Source organism: Burkholderia sp. Tr-20355, from assembly GCF_017104685.1.
GTDB classification, from domain to species: Bacteria; Pseudomonadota; Gammaproteobacteria; order Burkholderiales; family Burkholderiaceae; genus Burkholderia; species Burkholderia seminalis.
The window spans coordinates 63,497-86,228 of the sequence record NZ_JAAGPK010000013.1 but is presented as its reverse complement, the minus strand read 5'-3'; the positions used below and the strand labels follow the sequence as shown (position 1 = coordinate 86,228).

Here is a 22,732-nt window from a genome sequence, read left to right as displayed (position 1 = left end):
ATTTCGCTGAGTTTTCGGTGTTTTTATTGACGTGAAGCACGCACTTCCGTAGTATCGCCTGCAATTTCCAGCCGTCGGAAGCCGAGATTTTCATGCGACTTATATTGAGTGCGATGGTGGTCCTGCTACTCGCCGCTTGTGCGAGCCAGGCGCCTGTCGCCAACAACGCCGCCGATTCGCAGGCGACGTCCAACTACCTCCGTAAATCAGCCACCGCCAAAGAAACTGTCGACGTCGACAAGCAATCCGTCGGCGACCTGACCAGTGCCGACTCCGATCTGTGGGGGCGCATCCGCCGCGGCTTCCAGATGCCCGACCTGCAGAGCGACCTCGTCGACATGCAGACGACCTGGTACACGCAGCGTCCGGATTACGTGCAGCGCATGACCGAGCGCTCGCAGAAGTACCTGTATCACATCGTCGAGGAGCTCGAGGCGCGTCACATGCCGACCGAGCTCGCGCTGCTGCCGTTCATCGAGTCCGCGTACAACCCGCAGGCGCTGTCGGTCGCGAAGGCGGCCGGCATGTGGCAGTTCATGCCCGGCACGGGCCGCACGTACAACCTGAAGCGCAACATGTGGCAGGACGAGCGCCGCGACGTGCTCGCGTCGACGAGCGCCGCGCTCGACTACCTGTCGCGCCTGCATGACATGTTCGGCGACTGGTATCTGGCGCTGGCCGCGTACAACTGGGGCGAGGGCAACGTGCAGCGCGCGATCGCGCGCAACCAGGCGGCCGGCCTGCCGACCGACTACCAGAACCTGCGGATGCCGAACGAGACGCGCAACTACGTGCCGAAGCTGCAGGCGGTGAAGAACATCATCGCGAGCCCGCAGCAGTATGGCCTGACGCTGCCGGACATCCCGAACCACCCGTATTTCGTGACGGTCACGACCGCGCGCGACATCGACGTCGCGGTTGCCGCGAAGCTCGCGAACCTGTCGCTCGACGAGTTCCGCTCGCTGAACCCGTCGTTCTCGAAGCCGGTGATCCTCGGGGCGACCGAGCCGCAGATCCTGCTGCCGTTCGACAACGCGTCGGCGTTCGAGAAGAACCTGAAGACCTACAACGGCCAACTGTCGACGTGGACCACCTATACGGTGAGCGAGCGCGCGCGCCCGGCCGCGATCGCCGAGAAGATCGGCGTGGACGCCGATACGCTGATGTCGGTCAACAAGATTCCGGCCGGCATGCGCCTGAAGCCGGGCTCGACGATCGTCGTGCCGCGCGGCGACGACGATGACGAGGACATCAGCGCCGACGTCGCCGAAAACGGCGCGCTCGCGATGGAACCGGACGTACCCGACACGCGCAAGATGCTGATCCGCGTGCGCCGCAAGCAGTCGATGGCGGCGATCGCCGGCCGCTACGGCGTGTCGGTCGGTCAGTTGAAGGCGTGGAACCGCACGCACCGCGATCTCGCGATGCCGGGCCAGGCGCTCGTGCTGCACGTGCCGGTCGGCCGTTCGGTGCCGGCGGAACCCGGCCCGGAGCGGATCGCGACGTCGTCCGCCGGGGCGCACATCGAGCGTGCAAGCCTCGCGGTGGGCGGCAAGTCGCACGGCGCGAAGCGCGGTGCGGCAAAGCCGGCCGCCAGGTCGGCGAAGGCGGCGTCCGCGAAGGCCGCGCCGGCCAAGGCCGCGGCACACAAGGGCAAGAAGAAGTAACGCGGCTGCCCCGCGCAGCGGGCGGCCGGTCGGGTTCGCGCGATTGCGCTATCATCCGACGAAATGCGACGAAACGCCGTCACCGAGGTGACGGCGTTTTCGTTTGTGCGCGGTGCGAGGGCGCCGTTTCGGATGTCTTCATATAACGAGGGGAAGTGATGTCGTCGGTGCAGGTGAGGGTGCTCGCGCTGTTTTCGGTCGGGTATTTCGTGTCGTACGTGTTTCGCGGCGTCAATCTGGGCTTCGCGCCGTTCGTCACGCACGAGCTCGGGCTGTCGGCCGCCGACCTCGGCCTGCTGACCAGCCTCTATTTCCTCGGCTTCGCGGGTGCGCAGATTCCGGCCGGCGTGATGCTCGACCACTTCGGCCCGCGTCGCGTGACGGCCGGCATGCTGCTGTTTGCGGCGGCCGGTGCGGCCGTGTTCGGCGCCGCGCACGGCCTCGGCACGATGATGGTCGGCCGGCTGCTGATCGGCGTCGGCGTATCGGTATGTCTCGGCGCGGCGTTCAAGGCACTCGCGCAGCATTTCCCCGTCGGCCGGCTGCCGCTCGTCAACGGCCTCGTGATGGCCGTGGGCGGCCTTGGCGGCGTGATGGTCGGCTCGCCGCTGACTTGGCTGCTCGGCTGGACGAACTGGCGCGCGATCTGTTTCGGCCTCGCGGTGCTGACGGTGGCCGTCGCGGCGTCGATCGGCTTCGGTGCGCCCGAGGCGAAGCAGGCGCGCCACCAGGGCGGCCTCGTCAGCCAGTTCAAGGGCACGTGGCACATCCTGAGCAGCCGCGCGTTCTGGAAGATCTCGTCATTCTCCGTCGTCACGCAGGGTGTGTTCTACGCGATGCAGTCGCTGTGGGTCGGGCCGTATCTGCGCGATGTCGCCGGTTTCGATGCGGCGCATGCCGCGCGCCTCGTGTCGGTGCTCGGCTTCGCGATGATGGCCGGCTGCGTCGGCTTCGGCGCGGCCGCGCGCGTGCTCGAGCGGCGCGGCGTGTCGGTCTACGCGTTCTGCGGCGTCGGCATGGCGCTGTTCGTCGCGACGCAACTGGCGATTGTCGCGCGCGTGCCGCTGCCGCCGGCCGCGCTGTGGGCGGCATACGGGATGTTTGGCGGCGTCGGCATCCTGACCTACGCGGTGATGGCCGGACACTTTCCCGCGCATCTGATCGGCCGCGCGAACACGACGCTCACGCTCGTGATCTTCCTGCTGATCTTCGCGTTCCAGATCGGCGTCGGCGCGGTGCTGTCGCACTGGCCGGCGGTCGACGGCCGTTATCCGGCGGCCGCGCACTTCACCGCGTGGGGCGTGTTGCTCGCGCTGCAGCTCGCGAGTGCGGCCTGGTACGTGTGGCCCGCGCGCGGCGCTGGCCAAGCGCACTGATCCGGCGGTACGCTGGCGGGTAGGGCGGTCCTGGAAACGGGGCCGCAGCGCGCCGCGCCGTGCGGCAGGGCGCGGCGCGCGTACGATCGGACGGCCATATCCATTGAAGATAGGGCCATTTTCAGGCTATAATTTGAAAGTTTGTGCTGATCAACCTCGCACCCTAGCGCCTACCTCTTTCATCCCGTTCATCCGCCGCACGCCGCCTGCCGGGCGATGCCGCGAAGCCTCGTGCGCCACGCGCCGGGTTCGCGACTCGACAACGCAGGCCGCGTCCAGCAAGCGACCACGCGCGCCCACGCAGCGCGGCGCTCGCGCGGCAGGGTAAACAGGTCGGCAGCAGGGTGTTCCCCAAGGAGCCTCCCGTGTTGCCGTCTTTTTCTCCCGCCTTGCTTGCACTCGCCGACGGCACGGTCTTTCGTGGTTATTCGATCGGGGCCGAAGGCCACACGATCGGCGAAGTCGTGTTCAATACCGCGATCACCGGCTATCAGGAAATCCTGACTGACCCGAGCTACTCGCGCCAGATCGTTACGCTCACCTACCCGCATATCGGCAACGTCGGCGTCAACGCCGAAGACGTCGAAGCCACGAAAGTCCATGCCGCCGGCCTGATCATCCGTGATCTGCCCACGCTCGCGTCGAATTTCCGCATGGACCGCACGCTCGGCGACTACCTGCGCGACGAAGGCGTCGTCGCGATCGCCGGCATCGACACCCGCAAGCTGACCCGCATCCTGCGCGACAAGGGCGCGCAGAACGGCTGCATCCTGACCGGCTCGGACGACGCAGCGAAGGCGATCGAGCTCGCGCGCTCGTTCCCGGGCCTCGCGGGCATGGACCTCGCGAAGGTCGTGTCGACCACGAAGCCGTTCGAGTGGAAGCAGACCGAATGGCGCCTCGAAGGCGGCTACGGCATGCAGGAAGCGCCGAAGTATCGCGTCGTCGCGTACGATTTCGGCGTCAAGTACAACATCCTGCGCATGCTCGCGGAGCGCGGCTGCCACGTGACGGTGCTGCCGGCGCAGGCGAGCGCGGCCGATGCGCTCGCGCTGAATCCGGACGGCATCTTCCTGTCGAACGGCCCCGGCGATCCGGAGCCCTGCGATTACGCGATCGCGGCCACGAAGGAATTCATCGCGCGCGGGGTGCCGACCTTCGGCATCTGCCTGGGTCACCAGATCATGGGCCTCGCGGTCGGCGCGAAGACGCTGAAGATGAAGACGGGCCACCACGGCGCGAACCATCCGGTGAAGGATCTCGGCGACGGCCGTGTCGTGATCACCTCGCAGAACCACGGCTTCGCGGTCGACGCCGATTCGCTGCCGGCCAATGCGCGCGTGACGCACGTGTCGCTGTTCGACGGCACGCTGCAGGGCTTCGAGCTGACCGACAAGCCGGCATTCTGCTTCCAGGGCCACCCGGAAGCGTCGCCCGGCCCGCACGACATCGGCTACCTGTTCGACCGTTTCACCGCGCTGATGGACGCGGCGAAACAGCGCAACGCCTAAGTCACTGACGCAACCGAAGGACGGGAGATTCACATCATGTTCGGCCACGCACTCGGCATCACGGATATCTGGACCTACGTGTTCGGCGTGATCTTCATCATCCTGCTGCCGGGACCGAACTCGATGTACGTGCTGTCGCTGGCGGCGCAGCGCGGCGTGAAGGCCGGCTACCGCGCGGCCTGCGGCGTGTTCGTCGGCGATACGGTGCTGATGGTGCTGTCCGCCGCGGGCGTCGCGTCGCTGCTGAAGGCGAACCCGCTGCTGTTTTCCGTCGTCAAGTACGGCGGCGCCGCGTATCTGCTGTACATCGGCACCGGGATGCTGCGCAGCGCGTGGCGCAAGCTGCGCGCGCGCGGCGACGCACCGGTCGATGCGCCGCAGGCGGTTGACGGCGAGCGGCCCTTCCGGAAAGCGCTGATCGTGAGCCTGCTGAATCCGAAGGCGATCCTGTTCTTCATCTCGTTCTTCATCCAGTTCGTCGACCCGGCATTTCCGCATCCCGCGCTGTCGTTCGTCGTGCTCGGGGCGATCGCGCAATGCGCGAGCTTCCTGTACCTGAGCACGCTGATCTTCGCGGGCGCGCGGCTCGCCGAGCATTTCCGCCGCCGCCGCAAGCTTGCGGCAGGCGCGGCGAGCAGCGTGGGCGGCCTGTTCATCGGTTTCTCGGTGAAGCTTGCGCTCGCGACCATGAGCTGAGCGCTGCCGGCCGACCCACGACAACGATTACTTATTGAATTCACAAGCCATGCCAAAACGCACAGACATCAAGAGCATCCTCATCATCGGCGCCGGCCCGATCATCATCGGCCAGGCGTGCGAGTTCGACTACTCGGGCGCGCAGGCTTGCAAGGCGTTGCGTGAGGAGGGCTACAAGGTCATTCTCGTCAACAGCAACCCGGCGACGATCATGACCGACCCGAACACGGCCGACGTGACCTACATCGAGCCGATCACGTGGGAAGTCGTCGCACGCATCATCGAGAAGGAGCGCCCGGACGCGATCCTGCCGACGATGGGCGGCCAGACCGCGCTGAACTGCGCGCTCGACCTGCATCACCACGGCGTGCTCGAGAAGTTCGGCGTCGAGCTGATCGGCGCGTCGCCGGAAGCGATCGACAAGGCGGAAGACCGCCAGAAGTTCAAGGAAGCGATGACCAAGATCGGTCTCGGCTCCGCGAAGTCGGGCATCGCGCACTCGATGGAAGAGGCGACCCAGGTGCATGCCGAGATCATGGCCGGCACCGGCGGCAGCGGCTACCCGGTCGTGATCCGTCCGTCGTTCACGCTCGGCGGCTCGGGCGGCGGCATCGCGTACAACCGCGAGGAGTTCGAGGAGATCTGCAAGCGCGGTCTCGACCTGTCGCCCACGCGCGAGCTGCTGATCGAAGAGTCGCTGCTCGGCTGGAAGGAATACGAGATGGAAGTCGTGCGCGACCGCGCCGACAACTGCATCATCGTCTGCTCGATCGAGAACCTCGACCCGATGGGCGTGCACACCGGCGACTCGATCACGGTCGCGCCGGCGCAGACGCTCACCGACAAGGAATACCAGATCCTGCGCAACGCATCGCTCGCGGTGCTGCGCGAGATCGGCGTCGACACCGGCGGCTCGAACGTGCAGTTCTCGATCAACCCGAAGGACGGCCGCATGGTCGTCATCGAAATGAACCCGCGCGTGTCGCGTTCGTCGGCGCTCGCATCGAAGGCGACGGGCTTCCCGATCGCGAAGGTCGCCGCGAAGCTGGCGGTCGGCTACACGCTCGACGAGCTGAAGAACGAAATCACCGGCGGCCAGACGCCGGCGTCGTTCGAGCCGACGATCGACTACGTCGTCACGAAGATCCCGCGTTTCGCGTTCGAGAAGTTCCGTGAAGCCGATTCGCGCCTCACCACGCAGATGAAGTCGGTCGGCGAAGTGATGGCGATCGGCCGCACGTTCCAGGAATCGTTCCAGAAGGCGCTGCGCGGCCTCGAGGTCGGCGTCGACGGTCTCGACGAGAAGTCGACCAACCGCGACGAGATCGCGATCGAGATCCACGAGCCGGGCCCGGACCGCATCTGGTACGTGGGCGACGCATTCCGCATCGGCATGACGGCCGAGGAAATCTTCGCGGAAACCGCGATCGACCCGTGGTTCCTCGAGCAGATCGAGCAGATCATCCTGAAGGAAAAGGCGCTGTCGGGCCGCACGCTCGCGTCGCTGACGTTCGACGAGCTGCGCTACCTGAAGCAGAGCGGCTTCTCCGACCGCCGCCTCGCGAAGCTGCTCGGCGCGACGCCGGAAGACGTGCGCAAGCGTCGTATCGAACTGAACGTGCGCCCGGTCTACAAGCGCGTCGACACCTGCGCGGCCGAATTCGCGACGAAGACGGCGTACATGTACTCGACCTACGAGGAAGAGTGCGAGGCGCAGCCGACCACCAACAAGAAGATCATGGTGCTGGGCGGCGGCCCGAACCGGATCGGCCAGGGCATCGAGTTCGACTACTGCTGCGTGCACGCGGCGCTCGCGATGCGCGAGGACGGCTACGAAACGATCATGGTCAACTGCAACCCGGAAACGGTGTCGACCGACTATGACACGTCCGACCGCCTGTACTTCGAGCCGCTGACGCTCGAAGACGTGCTCGAGATCGTCGACAAGGAAAAGCCGGTCGGCGTGATCGTCCAGTACGGCGGCCAGACGCCGCTGAAGCTCGCGCTCGACCTCGAGGCGCACGGCGTGCCGATCGTCGGCACGTCGCCGGACATGATCGACGCGGCCGAAGACCGCGAGCGCTTCCAGAAGCTGCTGCAGGACCTCGGCCTGCGCCAGCCGCCGAACCGCACCGCGCGCGCCGAAGACGAAGCGCTCGCGCTCGCGGACGAAATCGGCTACCCGCTCGTCGTGCGCCCGTCGTACGTGCTGGGCGGCCGCGCGATGGAAATCGTCCACGAGCCGCGCGACCTCGAGCGCTACATGCGCGAGGCCGTGAAGGTGTCGAACGATTCGCCGGTGCTGCTCGACCGCTTCCTGAACGACGCGATCGAATGCGACGTCGACTGCATCTGCGACGGCGAAGCCGTGTTCATCGGCGGCGTGATGGAGCACATCGAGCAGGCGGGCGTCCACTCGGGCGACTCGGCATGCTCGCTGCCGCCGTACTCGCTGTCGAAGGAAACCGTGGCCGAGCTGAAGCGCCAGACGGGCGCGATGGCGAAGGCGCTGAACGTGGTCGGCCTGATGAACGTGCAGTTCGCGATCCAGCAGGTGCCGCAGGCGGACGGTTCGAAGCAGGACATCATCTACGTGCTGGAAGTGAACCCGCGCGCATCGCGCACGGTGCCGTACGTGTCGAAGGCGACCAGCCTGCCGCTCGCGAAGATCGCGGCGCGCGCGATGGTCGGCCAGAAGCTCGCGCAGCAGGGCGTGACGAAGGAAGTCGAGCCGCCGTACTTCAGCGTGAAGGAGGCCGTGTTCCCGTTCGTCAAGTTCCCGACCGTCGATCCGGTCCTCGGGCCTGAAATGCGCTCGACCGGCGAAGTGATGGGCGTCGGCCAGACGTTCGGCGAAGCGCTGTTCAAGTCGCAGCTCGCGGCCGGCTCGCGCCTGCCGGAGTCGGGCACGGTGCTGCTGACCGTGATGGACGCGGATAAACCGAAGGCCGTCGAAGTCGCGCGCATGCTGCACGACCTCGGCTACCCGATCGTCGCGACGAAGGGGACGGCTGCCGCGATCGAAGCGGCTGGCGTGCCGGTGAAGGTCGTGAACAAGGTGAAGGACGGCCGTCCGCACATCGTCGACATGATCAAGAACGGCGAGATCGCCCTCGTGTTCACGACCGTCGACGAGACGCGCCAGGCGATCGCCGATTCGCGTTCGATCCGCATGAGCGCGCAGGCGCACAAGGTCACGTACTACACGACGATGTCGGGCGCGCGCGCGGCCGTCGAAGGCTTGCGCTACCTGAAGGATCTGGAAGTCTATGATTTACAAGGTCTTCACGCTCGCCTAAACTAAGCAGTCAGTTACCTGTCGAAGCAACACGTGCCGCGATTAGGCGGTGTTTCCAGTGCATCGGAAACGCGCTTAATCGCGGTGATTTTTTTTAAAGCCGTTTTTAGCGATTGAGCCGTTTATGAGCACCATTCCGTTGACAAAGCGTGGCGCGGAGCAACTGCGCGATGAATTGCAGCGCCTCAAGTCCGTCGAGCGGCCGGCCGTGATCAACGCGATCGCGGAGGCCCGCGCACAGGGCGACCTGTCCGAAAACGCCGAATACGATGCCGCGAAGGAAAAGCAGGGCTTCATCGAGGGTCGTATCGCGGAAATCGAATCGAAGCTGTCGGCCGCGCAGGTCATCGATCCCACCGTGCTCGACGCGGAAGGCCGCGTGGTCTTCGCGTCGACCGTCGAGCTCGAGGATCTCGAATCGGGCGACACCGTCAAGTACCAGATCGTCGGCGACGACGAAGCCGACATCGATCACGGCCTGATCTCGGTCAGCTCGCCGATCGCGCGCGCGCTGATCGGCAAGTCCGAAGGCGACGTCGCGGCCGTGCAGGCGCCGAGCGGCGTGCGCGAGTACGAAATCATCTCGGTCAGCTACATCTGAAGCGGGGCGACGTGATGCCGCATCGCGTGTTCCGCCTGCTGTCGGCCGTGTGGGTCGGCAGCCTGCTGACGATCGGGTATGCGGTCGCGCCCGTATTGTTCAAGACGCTGGAGCGGATGACGGCCGGTTCGGTCGCCGCCCAGCTGTTCCGTATCGAGGCGATCCTCGGCGTCGTGTGCGGCGTGCTGCTGCTCGCGCTGTCGAACCAGCAGGTGCGGCGCGGCAGCGGCGAATATCGCCGCGTGCGCTGGGTCGTCGCCGCGATGGTCGGGTGCGTGCTGGTCGGGTATTTTGCGCTGCAGCCGTTCATGAACGCGCTGCGGGTGGCCGCGATGGAGGCGGGCACCGATATCGCGAATTCGCCGTATGCAAGCCGCTTCGGGATGCTGCACGGCGTCTCGAGCGTGTTCTACCTCGTCGAGAGCGTGCTGGGGCTGATGCTGATCTGGCGTCTGCCGGCACGCGACGCCTGAGCGCCGCGCGGGCTGCGCGGCACGGGATGCCCCGTGCCGCATGCGTGATTACTTGTCCTGGAACGGCCGCTTGGTGCTGGCCTGGCGCTTTTTCGCCCGCTTCACGTTGCCGCCGGCCGTCACACGCTCGTTGCCGCGCACGACGACCTTCGTCGGCTTCGGGCGACGCACGGGGCTCGCGTTCGGCGACACCTTGACGACCTTGACGGTGCGCGGTGCGCGGCCTTTCCTGTCGTCGGCGGCTTCGGCCGCGCTCGGCGGCGTGCCGGCACGACGGCCGCGGGCCGGGGCCGCCGCGGCGGCTTCGGGCTTCCAGATCACCAGCAGCTTGCCGATGTGCTGGATCGGCGCGGCGCTCAGGCGGTCGCAGATCTCGTCGTAGATCGCGATGCGCTCGTCGCGTTCGTCGCCGAACACGCGGATCTTGATCAGCTGGTGCGCGTTGAGGTGCACCTTGATTTCCTTCAGCACGGCGTCGGTCAGCCCTTCGGCGCCGATCAGCACGACGGGCTTGAGCGCATGGGCCTGGGAGCGCAGCGCGGAGCGCTCGGCGGGAGAAAGCGAAAGGGCGGGCATGGGAATGTCGAAATCTAAATAAGGGCGCGCTGACTGAATGGCGATCGCGGGAAGTTACCGCGTCAGCCGTGCGCCGAAACCACGTAAAATCGCGGCTTGGGCCTGAAAAGGGGCCGCAGCCGCGCGAAGAAGACGCGTATTATCCGCTAAAAGCGCGGCTTCACGAAGCAATTGGCAGCAATCTCTCTCTCGAATGGCAAAAAACCGCTTCAACCAGCACTGGCTGCACGACCACATCAACGACCCGTACGTCAAAATGGCGCAGCGGGAGGGCTATCGCGCGCGCGCCGCGTACAAGCTGAAGGAAATCGACGAGCAGGACAAGCTGATCCGTCCGGGCCAGGTGATCGTCGACCTCGGCGCGACGCCGGGCAGCTGGAGCCAGTATGCCCGCAACAAGCTCGCGCAGGGCAAGAAGCGTGACGCGGAGCGCGAAGGCGGCATCGACGGCACGATCGTGGCGCTCGACATCCTGCCGATGGAGCCGATCGCCGACGTCCACTTTCTCCAGGGCGACTTCCGCGAGGACGATGTCCTTCACCAGCTCGAAGAAGTGCTCGAAGGGCGCGCGGTGGACCTTGTTATTTCCGACATGGCCCCCAACCTCTCCGGCGTGGCCTCGGCAGACGCGGCGCGCATCGAGCATCTCTGCGATCTGGCGCTCGAATTCGCGCAGAATCATCTGAAGCCGGACGGTGCGCTGCTCGTGAAGTGCTTTCACGGCAGCGGCTACAGCCAGATCGTCGAGAAATTCAAACAGCAGTTTAAGACCGTCGCGCCGCGCAAGCCGAAGGCGTCCCGCGACAAATCGTCCGAAACGTTCATTTTGGGTCGGCATCTGAAGCATCCGCGGTGACGCGGAGCGGGATACCGCAAACGGGCTCCGGCCCTTGCCAGACAAGCGAAGCGCTATCGCGGCGGTTGTCAATGCTTATGGCGGGGGTGGTCGGACTGGATTAGAATGACCGAGGGGCGCCGCAAGGAAAATGTAGGCGCTCGTCTACGAGTGAAGGAGTGGTGCTTTGAACAACAATATGTTTTCGAAGGCAGCGGTGTGGCTGGTGATCGCACTGGTGCTGTTTACGGTGTTCAAGCAGTTCGACAAGCCCCGCGTCCAGGAAGGCGTGTCCTATTCGCAGTTCATGGACGACGCCAAGAACGGCAAGGTCAAGAACGTCATCGTTCAGGGGCGCAACCTCACCGTCACTCCGGCTGATGGCCAGAAATACCAGATCGTGTCGCCCGGCGACATCTGGATGGTCGGCGATCTGATGAAGTACGGCGTGCAGGTCAGCGGCAAGGCCGACGACGAGCCGAACGCGCTGATGTCCGCGCTGTACTACCTCGGGCCGACGATCCTGATCATCGTGTTCTGGTTCTACATGATGAGGCAGATGCAGGGAGGCGGCAAAGGCGGCGCATTCTCGTTCGGGAAATCGCGTGCGCGGCTGATCGACGAGAACAACAACGCGGTGAACTTCTCCGACGTCGCGGGCTGCGACGAAGCGAAGGAAGAAGTGTCCGAGCTCGTCGACTTCCTGCGCGATCCGCAGAAATTCCAGAAGCTGGGCGGCCGCATTCCGCGCGGCGTGCTGCTGGTCGGCCCGCCGGGTACCGGCAAGACGCTGCTGGCCCGCGCGATCGCCGGTGAAGCGAAGGTGCCGTTCTTCAGCATCTCGGGTTCGGACTTCGTCGAAATGTTCGTCGGCGTCGGTGCGGCCCGTGTGCGCGACATGTTCGAGCAGGCGAAGAAGCATGCACCGTGTATCGTGTTCATCGACGAAATCGACGCGGTCGGCCGTCATCGCGGCGCCGGCATGGGCGGCGGCAACGACGAGCGCGAGCAGACGCTGAACCAGATGCTCGTCGAGATGGACGGCTTCGAGGCGAACTCCGGCGTGATCGTGATCGCCGCGACCAACCGTTCCGACGTGCTCGACAAGGCGCTGCTGCGTCCGGGCCGTTTCGACCGCCAGGTCTATGTAGGCCTGCCGGACATCCGCGGCCGCGAGCAGATCATGCGCGTGCACCTGCGCAAGGTGCCGATCGCGAACGACGTCGACGCGGCCGTCATCGCACGCGGCACGCCGGGCTTCTCCGGCGCCGATCTCGCGAACCTCGTGAACGAAGCCGCGCTGTTCGCCGCCCGCCGCGGCAAGCGCATCGTCGAGATGCAGGACTTCGAGGACGCGAAGGACAAGATCTTCATGGGTCCGGAGCGCAAGTCGGCCGTGATCCGCGAGGAAGCGAAGCGTGCGACCGCGTATCACGAGTCGGGCCACGCGGTGATCGCGAAGCTGCTGCCGAAGGCCGACCCCGTGCACAAGGTCACGATCATTCCGCGCGGCCGTGCGCTGGGCGTCACGTGGCAGTTGCCGGAGCACGACAACGAGACGTACTCGAAGGACTACCTGATGGATCGCCTCGCGATCCTGTTCGGTGGCCGCGTGGCGGAAGAGCTGTTCATGAACCTCGTCAGCACCGGCGCATCGGACGACTTCAACAAGGCGACGCAGACGGCGCGTGCGATGGTCGCCCGTTTCGGCATGACCGACGCGCTCGGGCCGATGGTCTACGTCGACGACGAAAACGATGCATCGCCGTTCGGCCGCGGTTTCACGCGCACGATTTCGGAAGCGACGCAGCAGAAGGTCGACTCGGAAATCCGCCGCGTGCTCGACGAGCAGTACGGCCTTGCGCGCCGTCTGCTCGAGGAGAACCGCGACAAGGTCGAGGCGATGACGGCCGCCCTGATGGAGTGGGAGACGATCGACGCCGATCAGATCAACGACATCATGGAAGGTCGTCCGCCGCGTTCGCCGAAGAGCTCGGCGGCGGTCGGCGGCGATTCGTCGGGCGGTGGCAGCAGCGCCGAGGTCAAGCCCGGCAACGCACCGGCGCCGGCTACGCCGGCGGCGTAATCTCTCCGCTTTAGCACCGTTCACGGGCTGGTGTGGCTTCACACCGGCCCGTTTTGCATTCATCCACGCCAGTCGCTCGTGTCCGATTCCGCTGTGTCCCCGTTCATTCCCGCGCCCCTCCAGTGCGGCCGCTTCGAGCTGACGTTCGAGCGCCCGCTCGTGATGGGCATCCTCAACGCCACGCCCGATTCGTTCTCCGACGGCGGCCGCTTCCTCGCGCGCGACGATGCGCTGCGCCAGGCCGAGCGGATGATTGCCGACGGCGCGGATATCCTCGACATCGGCGGCGAATCGACGCGCCCCGGCGCACCGCCCGTGCCGCTCGACGAGGAGCTGGCGCGCGTGATTCCGCTCGTCGAGGCGCTGCGGCCGCTGAACGTGCCGCTGTCGATCGACACGTACAAGCCGGCCGTGATGCGCGCGGCGCTGGCCGCCGGCGCGGACCTGATCAACGACATCTGGGGGTTCCGCCAGCCAGGCGCGATCGACGCGGTGCGCGAGGGCAACAGCGGACTGTGCGCGATGCACATGCTCGGCGAGCCGCAGACGATGCAGGTCGGCGAACCCGACTACGGCGATGTGGTGACCGACGTGCGCGATTTTCTCGCCGTGCGTGCGCAGGCGCTGCGCGACGCGGGCATTGCCCCGGAGCGGATCTGCGTCGATCCCGGTTTCGGGTTCGGCAAGGCGGTCGTCGACGACAACTATGCGCTGCTGGCCGCGTTGCCGGACACGGCGCCCCTGCGGCCCGACGGGCGGGCATATCCGATACTCGCGGGCATGTCGCGCAAGTCGATGCTCGGCGCGGTGATCGGCGGCAAGCCGCCGATGGAGCGCGTCGCGGCGAGCGTGGCCGCCGCGTTGTGCGCGGTCGGGCGCGGTGCCGCGATCGTGCGCGTGCACGACGTCGCGGCGACGGTCGATGCATTGAAAGTGTGGAATGCCGTGCGCGAAGCCGCGCGGCAACGATAAGTCAAAAGACGAAGGAGAAAGGATCCCATGGGACGTCGATATTTCGGCACGGACGGCATTCGCGGCACGGTGGGCGAGGCACCCATCACACCGGATTTCGTATTGCGTCTCGGTTATGCGGCGGGCAAGGTGCTGGCCGGTTCGGCCGACGTCGCGGCGGGCGCGCGTCCGACCGTGCTGATCGGCAAGGACACCCGCGTGTCGGGCTACATGCTCGAGGCCGCACTCGAGGCCGGCTTCTCGGCGGCGGGCGTCGACGTGATGCTGGCCGGCCCGATGCCGACGCCGGGCGTCGCGTACCTGACGCGCGCGCTGCGCCTGTCGGCCGGTGTCGTGATCAGTGCATCGCACAACCCGTATCACGACAACGGGATCAAGTTTTTCTCGGCTGACGGCAACAAGCTGCCCGACGACACGGAAGCCGCGATCGAAGCGTGGCTCGACAAGCCGCTCGAGTGCGCGTCGTCCGACGGCCTCGGCAAGGCGCGCCGCCTCGACGACGCGGCAGGCCGCTACATCGAGTTCTGCAAGAGCACGTTCCCGGCCGCGTTCGACCTGCGCGGGCTGAAGCTCGTGATCGATTGCGCGCACGGCGCCGCCTACCAGATCGCGCCGCACGTATTCCACGAGCTTGGCGCGGACGTGATCCCGATCGGCGTCGCGCCGAACGGCTTCAACATCAACGACGGCGTCGGTGCGACCGCGCCGGACGCGCTCGTGCGCGCGGTGCGGGCGAACCACGCCGATCTCGGCATTGCGCTCGACGGCGATGCGGACCGCCTGCAGGTCGTCGATTCGACCGGTCGCCTGTACAACGGCGACGAACTCCTCTACGTGCTCGTGAAGGACCGGATCGCGACGGACGGCAAGGTCGACGGCGCGGTCGGCACGCTGATGACGAACCTCGCGGTCGAAGTCGCGTTGCAACGCGAGGGTGTGAAGTTCGTCCGCGCGGCGGTCGGCGACCGCTACGTGCTCGAGCAGTTGCGCGAACACGGCTGGCAGCTCGGCGCGGAAGGGTCGGGCCACATCCTGTCGCTCGACCGGCATTCGACCGGCGACGGCATCGTGTCGGCGCTGCTCGTGCTGGCCGCGCTGAAGCGCGGCGGCCGTACGCTCGCGCAGATGCTCGACGGCGTCACGCTGTTCCCGCAGAAGCTGATCAACGTGCGGATGAAGCCGGGTGCCGACTGGAAGGGCAGCGCATCGATTCGCGCGGCGATCGACGCGGCGGAGGCCGCGCTCGCCGGCCGCGGCCGCGTGCTGATCCGCGCATCGGGCACCGAGCCCGTGCTGCGTGTGATGGTCGAGGCGCAGCAGGCGGCCGACGCGGTGCGCCATGCGGAGACAATCGCCGACGCGGTGCGCGCCGCGACAACCTGATGCGGGGTGGCGGCGCGCGGCAGTCCCGTCGCCCGCGCGCCGGCGTTCCGACGAATGACCGGGCGGCGCCTTCGGGGCGCCGCCATTTCGTCAGACGCAAAGGTTTGCGATATATAGATGTGTTTTGGGCGTGTGTTTCCGCACGCGCATGCTTCCGACCAGATAAATCCTCCGACCCCGGATATCCAGCCCGCCACCGGCAGGGCTTCCCGCCTCGCCGGCGCCCCGCGGCGATCCGCCGGTCCACCCGCGAATCGGGTGTCCGCCAGGTCCTTGCCAGGCAGGCAATTCTTGCCGCCATGGCCGTTCCGGTGCCGCCCAGGCGCCGCCCGCGCCCCCTCGCTATTCCCTTTCAACCAGTCATGTTACTGTCACGCCAGTTTCATCGATTGTCACATTACCGTCATGAGGAGCCCCTAACCTTCGCGGTGCCGTAGTCATCCGCTCACACACTGGAGGTCTCATGAAATTGATGCAAACCGCGATTGCCGGCCTGGCTGGCGCGCTTTTCGCCGTCGCCGCCCACGCTGCCGACATCACGGGCGCAGGCAGCACGTTCGCGATGCCGATCTATACGAAATGGGCTGCCGACTACCAGCAGTCCGGCGGTTCGAAGGTCAACTACCAGGGCATCGGCTCGTCGGGCGGCCTGAAGCAGATCATCGCGAAGACGGTCGATTTTGCCGGTTCGGACGCTCCGCTGAAGGATGAAGAGCTTGCGAAGGAAGGCCTGTTCCAGTTCCCGACGGTGGTCGGCGGCGTGGTGCCGGTCGTCAACGTGCCGGGCGTGAAGGCCGGCGAACTGACGCTGTCGGGCCCGGTGCTCGGCGACATCTACCTCGGCAAGATCAAGAAGTGGAACGACCCGGCGATCGCCGCGCTGAACCCGAAGGTCAAGCTGCCGGATACGGACATCGCCGTGGTTCGCCGCGCTGACGGTTCGGGCACCAGCTTCATCTGGACGAACTACCTGTCGAAGGTCAACGACGAGTGGAAGTCGAAGATCGGCGAAGGCACGACGGTCAACTGGCCGACGGGCACGGGCGGCAAGGGCAACGACGGCGTCGCGGCCTTCGTGCAGCGCCTGCCGGGCGCGATCGGCTACGTCGAATGGGCGTACGCGAAGAAGAACAACATGGTCTACACGGCCCTGAAGAACTCGACGGGCACGGTGGTCGAGCCGAAGACGGAAACGTTCAAGGCGGCCGCGGCCGGCGCGAACTGGTCGAAGTCGTTCTACCAGATCCTGACGAACCAGCCGGGCAAGGACGCATGGCCGGTCGTCGGCGCGACGTTCGTGCTGCTGCACGCGAAGCAGGACAAGCCGGAGCAGGGCGCCGAAACGCTGAAGTTCTTCAGCTGGGCGTTCAAGAACGGCGAGAAGGCTGCCGACAGCCTCGACTACATCTCGCTGCCGTCGGCGGTCGAGACGGAAATCCGCAAGCAGTGGAAGACGAAGGTAACGGACGCTTCGGGCAAGTCGGTCGCCGCCGAGTAAGCAATGCAGCGGTTCGCTGCCCGGCCGCGCCGGCCGGGCAGTGTGTGCGGTAAAGCCGGGCGTCATGGCGCCCGGCGATCAAAAGCAGGCACCCATGTCTGATATTTCCTACACGTCCTCCCGATCGTCCGACGGTGCGCAGCGCGCGCCGGGTCGTCTCGGGGATGTCCTGTTCGGCGGCCTCGCTCGGCTCGCCGCGATCGTGACCCTGCTGCTGCTGGGCGGGATCATCGTTTCCCTGATCGTTGCGTCGATGCCGACCATCGAGAAGTTCGGCCTCGGTTTCCTGTGGCAATCCGAGTGGGATCCCAACTCGGACATCTACGGCGCACTCGTGCCGATCTACGGCACGATCGTGACGTCGCTCATTGCGCTCGTCATCGCGGTGCCCGTCAGCTTCGGCATCGCACTGTTCCTCACCGAATTGTCGCCCGTCTGGCTGCGCCGCCCGCTCGGCATCGCGATCGAGCTGCTCGCCGCGATTCCGTCGATCGTGTACGGCATGTGGGGCCTGCTCGTGTTCGCGCCGATCTTCGCCGAATACTTCCAGAAGCCGATCGGCCGCCTGTTCAAGGACGTCTGGGTGCTCGGTCCGCTGACGGCGGGCCCGCCGATCGGCATCGGCATCCTCGCGGCCGGCGTGATCCTCGCGATCATGATCATCCCGTACATCGCGTCGGTGATGCGCGACGTGTTCGAGGTCACGCCCGTGCTGCTGAAGGAATCCGCGTACGGGATCGGCTGCACGACCTGGGAAGTGATGTGGAAGGTCGTGCTGCCCTACACGAAGACCGGCGTGATCGGCGGCGTGATGCTCGGCCTCGGCCGCGCGCTCGGCGAAACGATGGCCGTGACCTTCGTGATCGGCAACACCAACCTGCTCGACAGCGTATCGCTGTTCGCGCCGGGCAACAGCATCACGTCGGCGCTCGCGAACGAATTCGCCGAAGCGCAGCCGGGCCTGCATACGTCCGCGCTGATGGAACTCGGCCTGATTCTCTTCGTGATCACGTTCATCGTGCTGTCCATCTCCAAACTGCTGCTGCTTCGTCTCGAGAAGGGAGAGGGCAAGAAATGAGCGAGCCCATCATGAATTTCCCGGGAGCCGACGGCGCCGTGCTCGACGCGATGCGCAACCGCCTGCAGCGCAAGCGCAAGGCGATCAACGCGATCGCGCTTACCGCGTCGCTCGGCGCGATGGCGTTCGGCCTGCTGTGGCTCGTGTGGATTCTCTACACGACGGTGCACCTCGGTATCGGCGGCCTGTCGCTGCAGCTGTTCACCGAATCGACGCCGGCGCCGAACACGGAAGGCGGCGGTCTCGCGAACGCGATCGTCGGCAGTCTGCTGCTGTGCGGATTCGGCACGCTGGTCGGCACGCCGATCGGCATCCTCGCGGGCGTCTATCTCGCCGAATACGGCCAGAAGAACCTGCTGGCGAGCACGATCCGCTTCATCAACGACATCCTGCTGTCGGCGCCGTCGATCGTCATCGGCCTGTTCGTGTACGCGATCGTCGTGGCGAAATCGGGACGCTTCTCGGGCTGGGCCGGCGTCATCGCGCTCGCCCTGCTGCAGATTCCGATCGTGATCCGCACGACCGAGAACATGCTGAAGCTCGTGCCGAATGCGCTGCGCGAAGCGGCCTTCGCGCTCGGTACGCCGAAGTGGCGGATGGTGCTGAAGATCACGCTGCGCGCATCCGTCGGCGGGATCGTGACGGGCGTGCTGCTCGCGGTCGCACGGATTGCCGGCGAAACGGCGCCGTTGCTGTTCACCGCGCTGTCGAACCAGTTCTTCTCGTGGGACATGAGCCAGCCGATGGCGAACCTGCCGGTCACGATCTACAAGTTCGCGATGAGCCCGTTCGCGGAGTGGCAGTCGCTCGCATGGGCGGGCGTGTTCCTGATTACGCTCGGGGTGCTCGGACTCAACGTCCTGGCGCGCTCGATCTTCTCGAAAAAGTAACGGCGGAGCAATCCGATGAATATGGCAGAGAGCCACCTGAATCCCGTCGAGCGCACCGCTGCGCCGGCCGGCACGCATGACGCGGCGAACGATCGCCCGCTCGCGCCGCTGAACGCGAAGATCGAGGTCAACAACCTCAACTTCTTCTACAACAAGTTCCATGCGCTGAAGAACATCAACCTGCGTATTCCGGACGGCAAGGTGACCGCGTTCATCGGCCCGTCGGGTTGCGGCAAGTCGACGCTGCTGCGCACGTTCAACAAGATGTTCGCGCTCTACCCGGAGCAGCGCGCCGAAGGCGAAATCCTGATGGACGGCGAGAACCTGCTGACGACGAAGCGCGACATCTCGCTGCTGCGCGCGCGGATCGGCATGGTGTTCCAGAAGCCGACCCCGTTCCCGATGTCGATCTACGACAACATCGCGTTCGGCGTGAAGATGTTCGAAAAGCTCACGCGCTCGGAAATGGACGACCGCGTCGAGTGGGCGCTCACGAAGGCTGCTCTGTGGAACGAAGTGAAGGACAAGCTGGGCCAGAGCGGCTACGGCCTGTCGGGCGGCCAGCAGCAGCGCCTGTGCATCGCGCGCGGCATTGCGATCCGTCCGGAAGTGCTGCTGCTCGACGAGCCGTGCTCGGCGCTCGACCCGATCTCGACGGGCCGCATCGAAGAGCTGATCGCGGAGCTGAAGAGCGACTACACGGTCGTGATCGTCACGCACAACATGCAGCAGGCCGCACGCTGCTCGGATTACACGGCCTACATGTACCTGGGCGAGCTGATCGAGTTCGGCGAGACCGAAAAGATCTTCATCAAGCCGGTGCGCAAGGAAACGGAAGACTACATCACCGGCCGTTTCGGTTGATGACGGAGAACAACAGCCATGTCGGATAAACATCTGTCGAGCCAGTTCGATGCGGACCTGAATGCCGTGTCGTCGAAAGTGCTGGAAATGGGCGGCCTCGTCGAGTCGCAGATCGTCGGCGCGATGTACGCGCTGAACGAGTTCGACCGCGAGACGGCCGAGAAGGTGATCGCGGCCGAGGAAACGCTGAACGCGATGGAAGTCGACATCGACCAGGAGTGCGGCAACATCATCGCGCGGAGGCAGCCGGCCGCGCGCGACCTGCGCCTTTTGATGTCGATTTCGAAAACGATTACGAACCTCGAGCGCGCCGGCGACGAGGCCGAGAAGATCGCCAAGCGCGTGCGCCGCCTGGTCGACGAGCCGGCCGCGCGCGCGGTCAACATCGCCGAGATCAAGGTGTCGGGCGAGATGGCCGTGACGATCCTGCGCCGCGCGCTCGACGCGTTTGCGCGCCTCGACACGGTCGCGGCCGCGCAGATCGTCAAGGACGACAAGGAGATCGACCTGGAATTCCGCGCGTTCGTGCGCAAGCTCGTGTCGTACATGCAGGAAGATCCGCGCACGATCTCGGTCGGCCTCGAGTACCTGTTCATCGCGAAGGCGATCGAGCGGATCGGCGACCACGCGAAGAACATCGCCGAATTCATCATCTACATCGTGAAGGGCACGGACGTGCGGCACCAGCCGCGCGACACGCTCGACCGTGAAGCCAACAGTTAATACGACCCAGCACAGGAAAAACAGAGGTGCCGATGCCCAGCAACATTCTCGTCGTTGAAGATGAGCCCGCGATTTCCGAACTGATCTCGGTGAATCTCCAGCACGCCGGTCACTGCCCGATCCGTGCGTACAACGCCGAACAGGCGCAGAACCTGATCAGCGATGTGCTGCCCGATCTCGTGCTGCTCGACTGGATGCTGCCGGGCAAGTCCGGTATTGCGTTCGCGCGCGACCTGCGCAACAACGAACGGACCAAGCACATCCCGATCATCATGCTGACTGCCCGCGGCGACGAGCAGGACAAGGTGCTCGGCCTCGAAATCGGCGCGGACGACTACGTGACGAAGCCGTTCTCGCCGAAGGAGCTGATGGCGCGGATCAAGGCCGTGCTGCGCCGCCGTGCGCCGCAGCTGACCGAGGACGTCGTGTCGATCAACGGGCTGCGCCTCGACCCGGCCACGCATCGCGTCGCCGCGCACGGTGATGGCAGCGAGATCAAGCTCGATCTCGGCCCGACCGAGTTCCGCCTGCTGCATTTCTTCATGACGCATCCGGAGCGCGTCCACAGCCGAACGCAACTGCTCGACCAGGTATGGGGCGACCACGTGTTCGTCGAGGAGCGTACCGTCGACGTGCACATCAAGCGATTGCGCGCGGCCTTGAAACCGGCCGGTTGCGATGCGATGATCGAGACCGTGCGCGGCAGCGGCTACCGGCTCGCCAAGCACGCGTAACGTATCCGCGCATGCCGTGTGCCACGGCATGCCGTTCATTCTTTCGGACGCTGAATCATGAACATCATCTGGGCGCGCTTTCTGGTGTCGCTCGTGCTGCTCGTGCTGATCGGCGTATTGGTCGGCGTTTTCGCCGGCCCGACCGCGGGCCTCGTGTTCGTGGTCGTGATGCTGGTCGCGCAGGGCTTTTTCAGCACCTTCCATACGCAGCGTCTGTGGCGCCTGCTCGACGCGCCCGTCTACGGCGAAGTGCCGAGCGCGCCGGGCATCTGGGGCGAAATCTACTATCGCCTGCACAAACTCGCGAAGCAGTGGCATGCGCAGGTGCGGCAGGTCGAGCAGCAGCATTCGCGCTTCATCCAGGCGATCCAGGCGTCGCCCAATGGCGTCGCGATGCTCGACGACCACGACCAGATCGAGTGGTGCAACGCGATCGCCGAGGTTCATTTCGGCCTCGACGCGAAGCGCGACCTGCGCCAGCACATCACGAACCTGGTGCGCCATCCCGATTTCGTCCGCTACCTGAACGCGCAGCTATACGACGAGACGCTCGTGATGCGCGGCATGGGCGACTCGCGGCAGAACGTGCTGGAAGTGCAGGTGTTTCCGTACGGCGAGAACCGCAAGCTGCTGCTCACGCAAGACATCACCGAGCTCGAACGCACCGACGCGATGCGGCGCGACTTCGTCGCGAACGTGTCGCACGAGCTGAAGACGCCGCTCACCGTGCTGTCGGGCTTTCTCGAGACGATGCGCGAGTTGCCGCTGAACGAGGAAGACCGCGCGCGTTATCTCGACATGATGGAGCAGCAGGCGTCGCGCATGCGGCACATCGTGACCGACCTGCTGGTGCTCGCGAAGCTCGAAGGCGAGAGCAAGCCGCCGCTCGATCACGCGATCGACATGCGCGCCGTGTTCGACCATCTGAAGGAGGATGCGCAGACGCTGTCGAACGGGCATCACGACATCGCGTTCATGATCGACGAGACGCTCGGCGTGACGGGGGCGCAGACGGAGCTGTTCAGCGCGTTCGCGAACCTCGTCACGAACGCGATCCGCTATACGCCGGAAGGCGGCAAGATCGTCGTCACGTGGCGGCGCGAGGGCGCGCAGGGCGTGTTTTCCGTCACGGACAGCGGCTTCGGCATTCCGGCCGCCGACCTGCCGCGGCTCACCGAGCGCTTCTACCGCGTCGACCGCAGCCGTTCGCGCGACACCGGCGGCACGGGCCTCGGGCTGGCGATCGTCAAGCACGTGCTGCAGCGGCACGACGCGCACCTGTACGTGCAGAGCGAGGAAGGGCGCGGCAGTACGTTCACCGCGCGGTTCCCGGGTTCGCGCGTCATCGCGATCCGGCCGGCCGCGTACGAGGCGTGACCGCGTAGCGTTCCGACGTTCGAAACAAAAGAGCAGCCCGCGGGCTGCTCTTTTTCATGCGCGAGGCTTCGCGCGACTGGCGGCGCGCCGACGG

Annotated in this window: 19 protein-coding genes; 18 read left to right on the top strand and 1 reads right to left on the bottom strand. The window is 65.8% G+C overall.

Annotation, left to right across the window (positions count from 1 at the left end; genetic code table 11):
* The first annotated feature begins 92 nt into the window (after positions 1 to 92).
* From G3N62_RS05475 to G3N62_RS05445, 7 genes are all read left to right on the top strand, one after another.
* The gene (locus G3N62_RS05475) at positions 93 to 1,667 is read left to right on the top strand and encodes a transglycosylase SLT domain-containing protein (RefSeq protein WP_124669860.1); all 1,575 of its coding nucleotides are present in this window, start codon (positions 93 to 95) and stop codon (positions 1,665 to 1,667) included.
* A gap of 158 nt (positions 1,668 to 1,825) precedes the next feature.
* Positions 1,826 to 3,043 (top strand): MFS transporter, encoded by a 1,218-nt coding sequence (locus G3N62_RS05470; RefSeq protein ID WP_124669859.1) that lies wholly within the window; start codon positions 1,826 to 1,828, stop codon positions 3,041 to 3,043.
* A gap of 365 nt (positions 3,044 to 3,408) precedes the next feature.
* Positions 3,409 to 4,554: a glutamine-hydrolyzing carbamoyl-phosphate synthase small subunit gene (gene carA, locus G3N62_RS05465; RefSeq protein ID WP_049033901.1), complete on the top strand. Its 1,146-nt coding sequence runs from the start codon at positions 3,409 to 3,411 to the stop codon at positions 4,552 to 4,554.
* A 36-nt stretch (positions 4,555 to 4,590) separates the two neighbouring features.
* On the top strand, positions 4,591 to 5,250 hold the full coding sequence (gene leuE / locus G3N62_RS05460) for a leucine efflux protein LeuE (RefSeq protein WP_034186651.1): 660 nt from the start codon (positions 4,591 to 4,593) through the stop codon (positions 5,248 to 5,250).
* Between the two features lie 49 nt (positions 5,251 to 5,299).
* Entirely contained in the window at positions 5,300 to 8,554 is a 3,255-nt protein-coding gene (gene carB, locus G3N62_RS05455; protein WP_200087379.1) for a carbamoyl-phosphate synthase large subunit, read from the top strand.
* A gap of 118 nt (positions 8,555 to 8,672) precedes the next feature.
* Positions 8,673 to 9,149: a transcription elongation factor GreA gene (gene greA, locus G3N62_RS05450; protein ID WP_021163362.1), complete on the top strand. Its 477-nt coding sequence runs from the start codon at positions 8,673 to 8,675 to the stop codon at positions 9,147 to 9,149.
* Between the two features lie 14 nt (positions 9,150 to 9,163).
* Complete coding sequence (locus G3N62_RS05445) at positions 9,164 to 9,622, top strand: DUF4149 domain-containing protein (RefSeq protein ID WP_124669871.1); 459 nt, start codon at positions 9,164 to 9,166, stop codon at positions 9,620 to 9,622.
* 48 nt (positions 9,623 to 9,670) lie between these two features.
* Here the strand turns inward: G3N62_RS05445 and G3N62_RS05440 are convergent, their stop codons facing one another.
* Positions 9,671 to 10,198, bottom strand: coding sequence for a YhbY family RNA-binding protein (locus tag G3N62_RS05440; protein WP_124669857.1), 528 nt, complete (start codon positions 10,196 to 10,198; stop codon positions 9,671 to 9,673).
* A gap of 193 nt (positions 10,199 to 10,391) precedes the next feature.
* On the opposite strand from G3N62_RS05440, the gene G3N62_RS05435 reads away from it, so the two are divergent.
* The 11 genes from G3N62_RS05435 to phoR all read left to right on the top strand — a co-directional run bounded on the left by G3N62_RS05435 (position 10,392) and on the right by phoR (position 22,638).
* On the top strand, positions 10,392 to 11,054 hold the full coding sequence (locus tag G3N62_RS05435; RefSeq protein ID WP_034186655.1) for an RlmE family RNA methyltransferase: 663 nt from the start codon (positions 10,392 to 10,394) through the stop codon (positions 11,052 to 11,054).
* 166 nt (positions 11,055 to 11,220) lie between these two features.
* The gene (gene ftsH, locus G3N62_RS05430; RefSeq protein ID WP_034186656.1) at positions 11,221 to 13,119 is read left to right on the top strand and encodes an ATP-dependent zinc metalloprotease FtsH; all 1,899 of its coding nucleotides are present in this window, start codon (positions 11,221 to 11,223) and stop codon (positions 13,117 to 13,119) included.
* Positions 13,120 to 13,149: 30 nt separating this feature from the next.
* Positions 13,150 to 14,091, top strand: a complete 942-nt coding sequence (gene folP, locus G3N62_RS05425; RefSeq protein ID WP_051700904.1) for a dihydropteroate synthase — start codon at positions 13,150 to 13,152, stop codon at positions 14,089 to 14,091.
* Between the two features lie 27 nt (positions 14,092 to 14,118).
* Positions 14,119 to 15,474, top strand: a complete 1,356-nt coding sequence (gene glmM, locus G3N62_RS05420; protein ID WP_034186658.1) for a phosphoglucosamine mutase — start codon at positions 14,119 to 14,121, stop codon at positions 15,472 to 15,474.
* A gap of 463 nt (positions 15,475 to 15,937) precedes the next feature.
* Entirely contained in the window at positions 15,938 to 16,972 is a 1,035-nt protein-coding gene (pstS, locus tag G3N62_RS05415) for a phosphate ABC transporter substrate-binding protein PstS (RefSeq protein WP_069245608.1), read from the top strand.
* 94 nt (positions 16,973 to 17,066) lie between these two features.
* Positions 17,067 to 18,050, top strand: coding sequence for a phosphate ABC transporter permease PstC (pstC, locus tag G3N62_RS05410; RefSeq protein ID WP_059557054.1), 984 nt, complete (start codon positions 17,067 to 17,069; stop codon positions 18,048 to 18,050).
* On the top strand, positions 18,047 to 18,940 hold the full coding sequence (pstA, locus tag G3N62_RS05405) for a phosphate ABC transporter permease PstA (protein WP_034186661.1): 894 nt from the start codon (positions 18,047 to 18,049) through the stop codon (positions 18,938 to 18,940). Before pstC ends, pstA begins: the two co-directional genes overlap by 4 nt.
* Positions 18,941 to 18,955: 15 nt before the next feature.
* Entirely contained in the window at positions 18,956 to 19,804 is an 849-nt protein-coding gene (pstB, locus tag G3N62_RS05400; protein WP_034186662.1) for a phosphate ABC transporter ATP-binding protein PstB, read from the top strand.
* An 18-nt stretch (positions 19,805 to 19,822) separates the two neighbouring features.
* The gene (gene phoU, locus G3N62_RS05395) at positions 19,823 to 20,527 is read left to right on the top strand and encodes a phosphate signaling complex protein PhoU (protein ID WP_034186663.1); all 705 of its coding nucleotides are present in this window, start codon (positions 19,823 to 19,825) and stop codon (positions 20,525 to 20,527) included.
* 32 nt (positions 20,528 to 20,559) lie between these two features.
* Positions 20,560 to 21,261, top strand: coding sequence for a phosphate regulon transcriptional regulator PhoB (phoB, locus tag G3N62_RS05390; RefSeq protein ID WP_006750313.1), 702 nt, complete (start codon positions 20,560 to 20,562; stop codon positions 21,259 to 21,261).
* Positions 21,262 to 21,318: 57 nt separating this feature from the next.
* Complete coding sequence (phoR, locus tag G3N62_RS05385; RefSeq protein WP_034186664.1) at positions 21,319 to 22,638, top strand: phosphate regulon sensor histidine kinase PhoR; 1,320 nt, start codon at positions 21,319 to 21,321, stop codon at positions 22,636 to 22,638.
* Positions 22,639 to 22,732: the final 94 nt, after the last annotated feature.

What these genes read in the sequence shown, in the direction of transcription:
- G3N62_RS05475 (WP_124669860.1), top strand. Translation starts at nt 93, where the DNA reads ATGCGACTTATATTGAGTGCGATGGTGGTCCTGCTACTCGCCGCTTGT.
- G3N62_RS05470 (WP_124669859.1), top strand. Translation starts at nt 1,826, where the DNA reads ATGTCGTCGGTGCAGGTGAGGGTGCTCGCGCTGTTTTCGGTCGGGTAT.
- leuE (WP_034186651.1), top strand. Translation starts at nt 4,591, where the DNA reads ATGTTCGGCCACGCACTCGGCATCACGGATATCTGGACCTACGTGTTC.
- carB (WP_200087379.1), top strand. Translation starts at nt 5,300, where the DNA reads ATGCCAAAACGCACAGACATCAAGAGCATCCTCATCATCGGCGCCGGC.
- greA (WP_021163362.1), top strand. Translation starts at nt 8,673, where the DNA reads ATGAGCACCATTCCGTTGACAAAGCGTGGCGCGGAGCAACTGCGCGAT.
- G3N62_RS05445 (WP_124669871.1), top strand. Translation starts at nt 9,164, where the DNA reads ATGCCGCATCGCGTGTTCCGCCTGCTGTCGGCCGTGTGGGTCGGCAGC.
- G3N62_RS05440 (WP_124669857.1), bottom strand. Translation starts at nt 10,198, where the DNA reads ATGCCCGCCCTTTCGCTTTCTCCCGCCGAGCGCTCCGCGCTGCGCTCC.
- G3N62_RS05435 (WP_034186655.1), top strand. Translation starts at nt 10,392, where the DNA reads ATGGCAAAAAACCGCTTCAACCAGCACTGGCTGCACGACCACATCAAC.
- glmM (WP_034186658.1), top strand. Translation starts at nt 14,119, where the DNA reads ATGGGACGTCGATATTTCGGCACGGACGGCATTCGCGGCACGGTGGGC.
- pstS (WP_069245608.1), top strand. Translation starts at nt 15,938, where the DNA reads ATGAAATTGATGCAAACCGCGATTGCCGGCCTGGCTGGCGCGCTTTTC.
- pstC (WP_059557054.1), top strand. Translation starts at nt 17,067, where the DNA reads ATGTCTGATATTTCCTACACGTCCTCCCGATCGTCCGACGGTGCGCAG.
- pstA (WP_034186661.1), top strand. Translation starts at nt 18,047, where the DNA reads ATGAGCGAGCCCATCATGAATTTCCCGGGAGCCGACGGCGCCGTGCTC.
- pstB (WP_034186662.1), top strand. Translation starts at nt 18,956, where the DNA reads ATGAATATGGCAGAGAGCCACCTGAATCCCGTCGAGCGCACCGCTGCG.
- phoU (WP_034186663.1), top strand. Translation starts at nt 19,823, where the DNA reads ATGTCGGATAAACATCTGTCGAGCCAGTTCGATGCGGACCTGAATGCC.
- phoB (WP_006750313.1), top strand. Translation starts at nt 20,560, where the DNA reads ATGCCCAGCAACATTCTCGTCGTTGAAGATGAGCCCGCGATTTCCGAA.
- phoR (WP_034186664.1), top strand. Translation starts at nt 21,319, where the DNA reads ATGAACATCATCTGGGCGCGCTTTCTGGTGTCGCTCGTGCTGCTCGTG.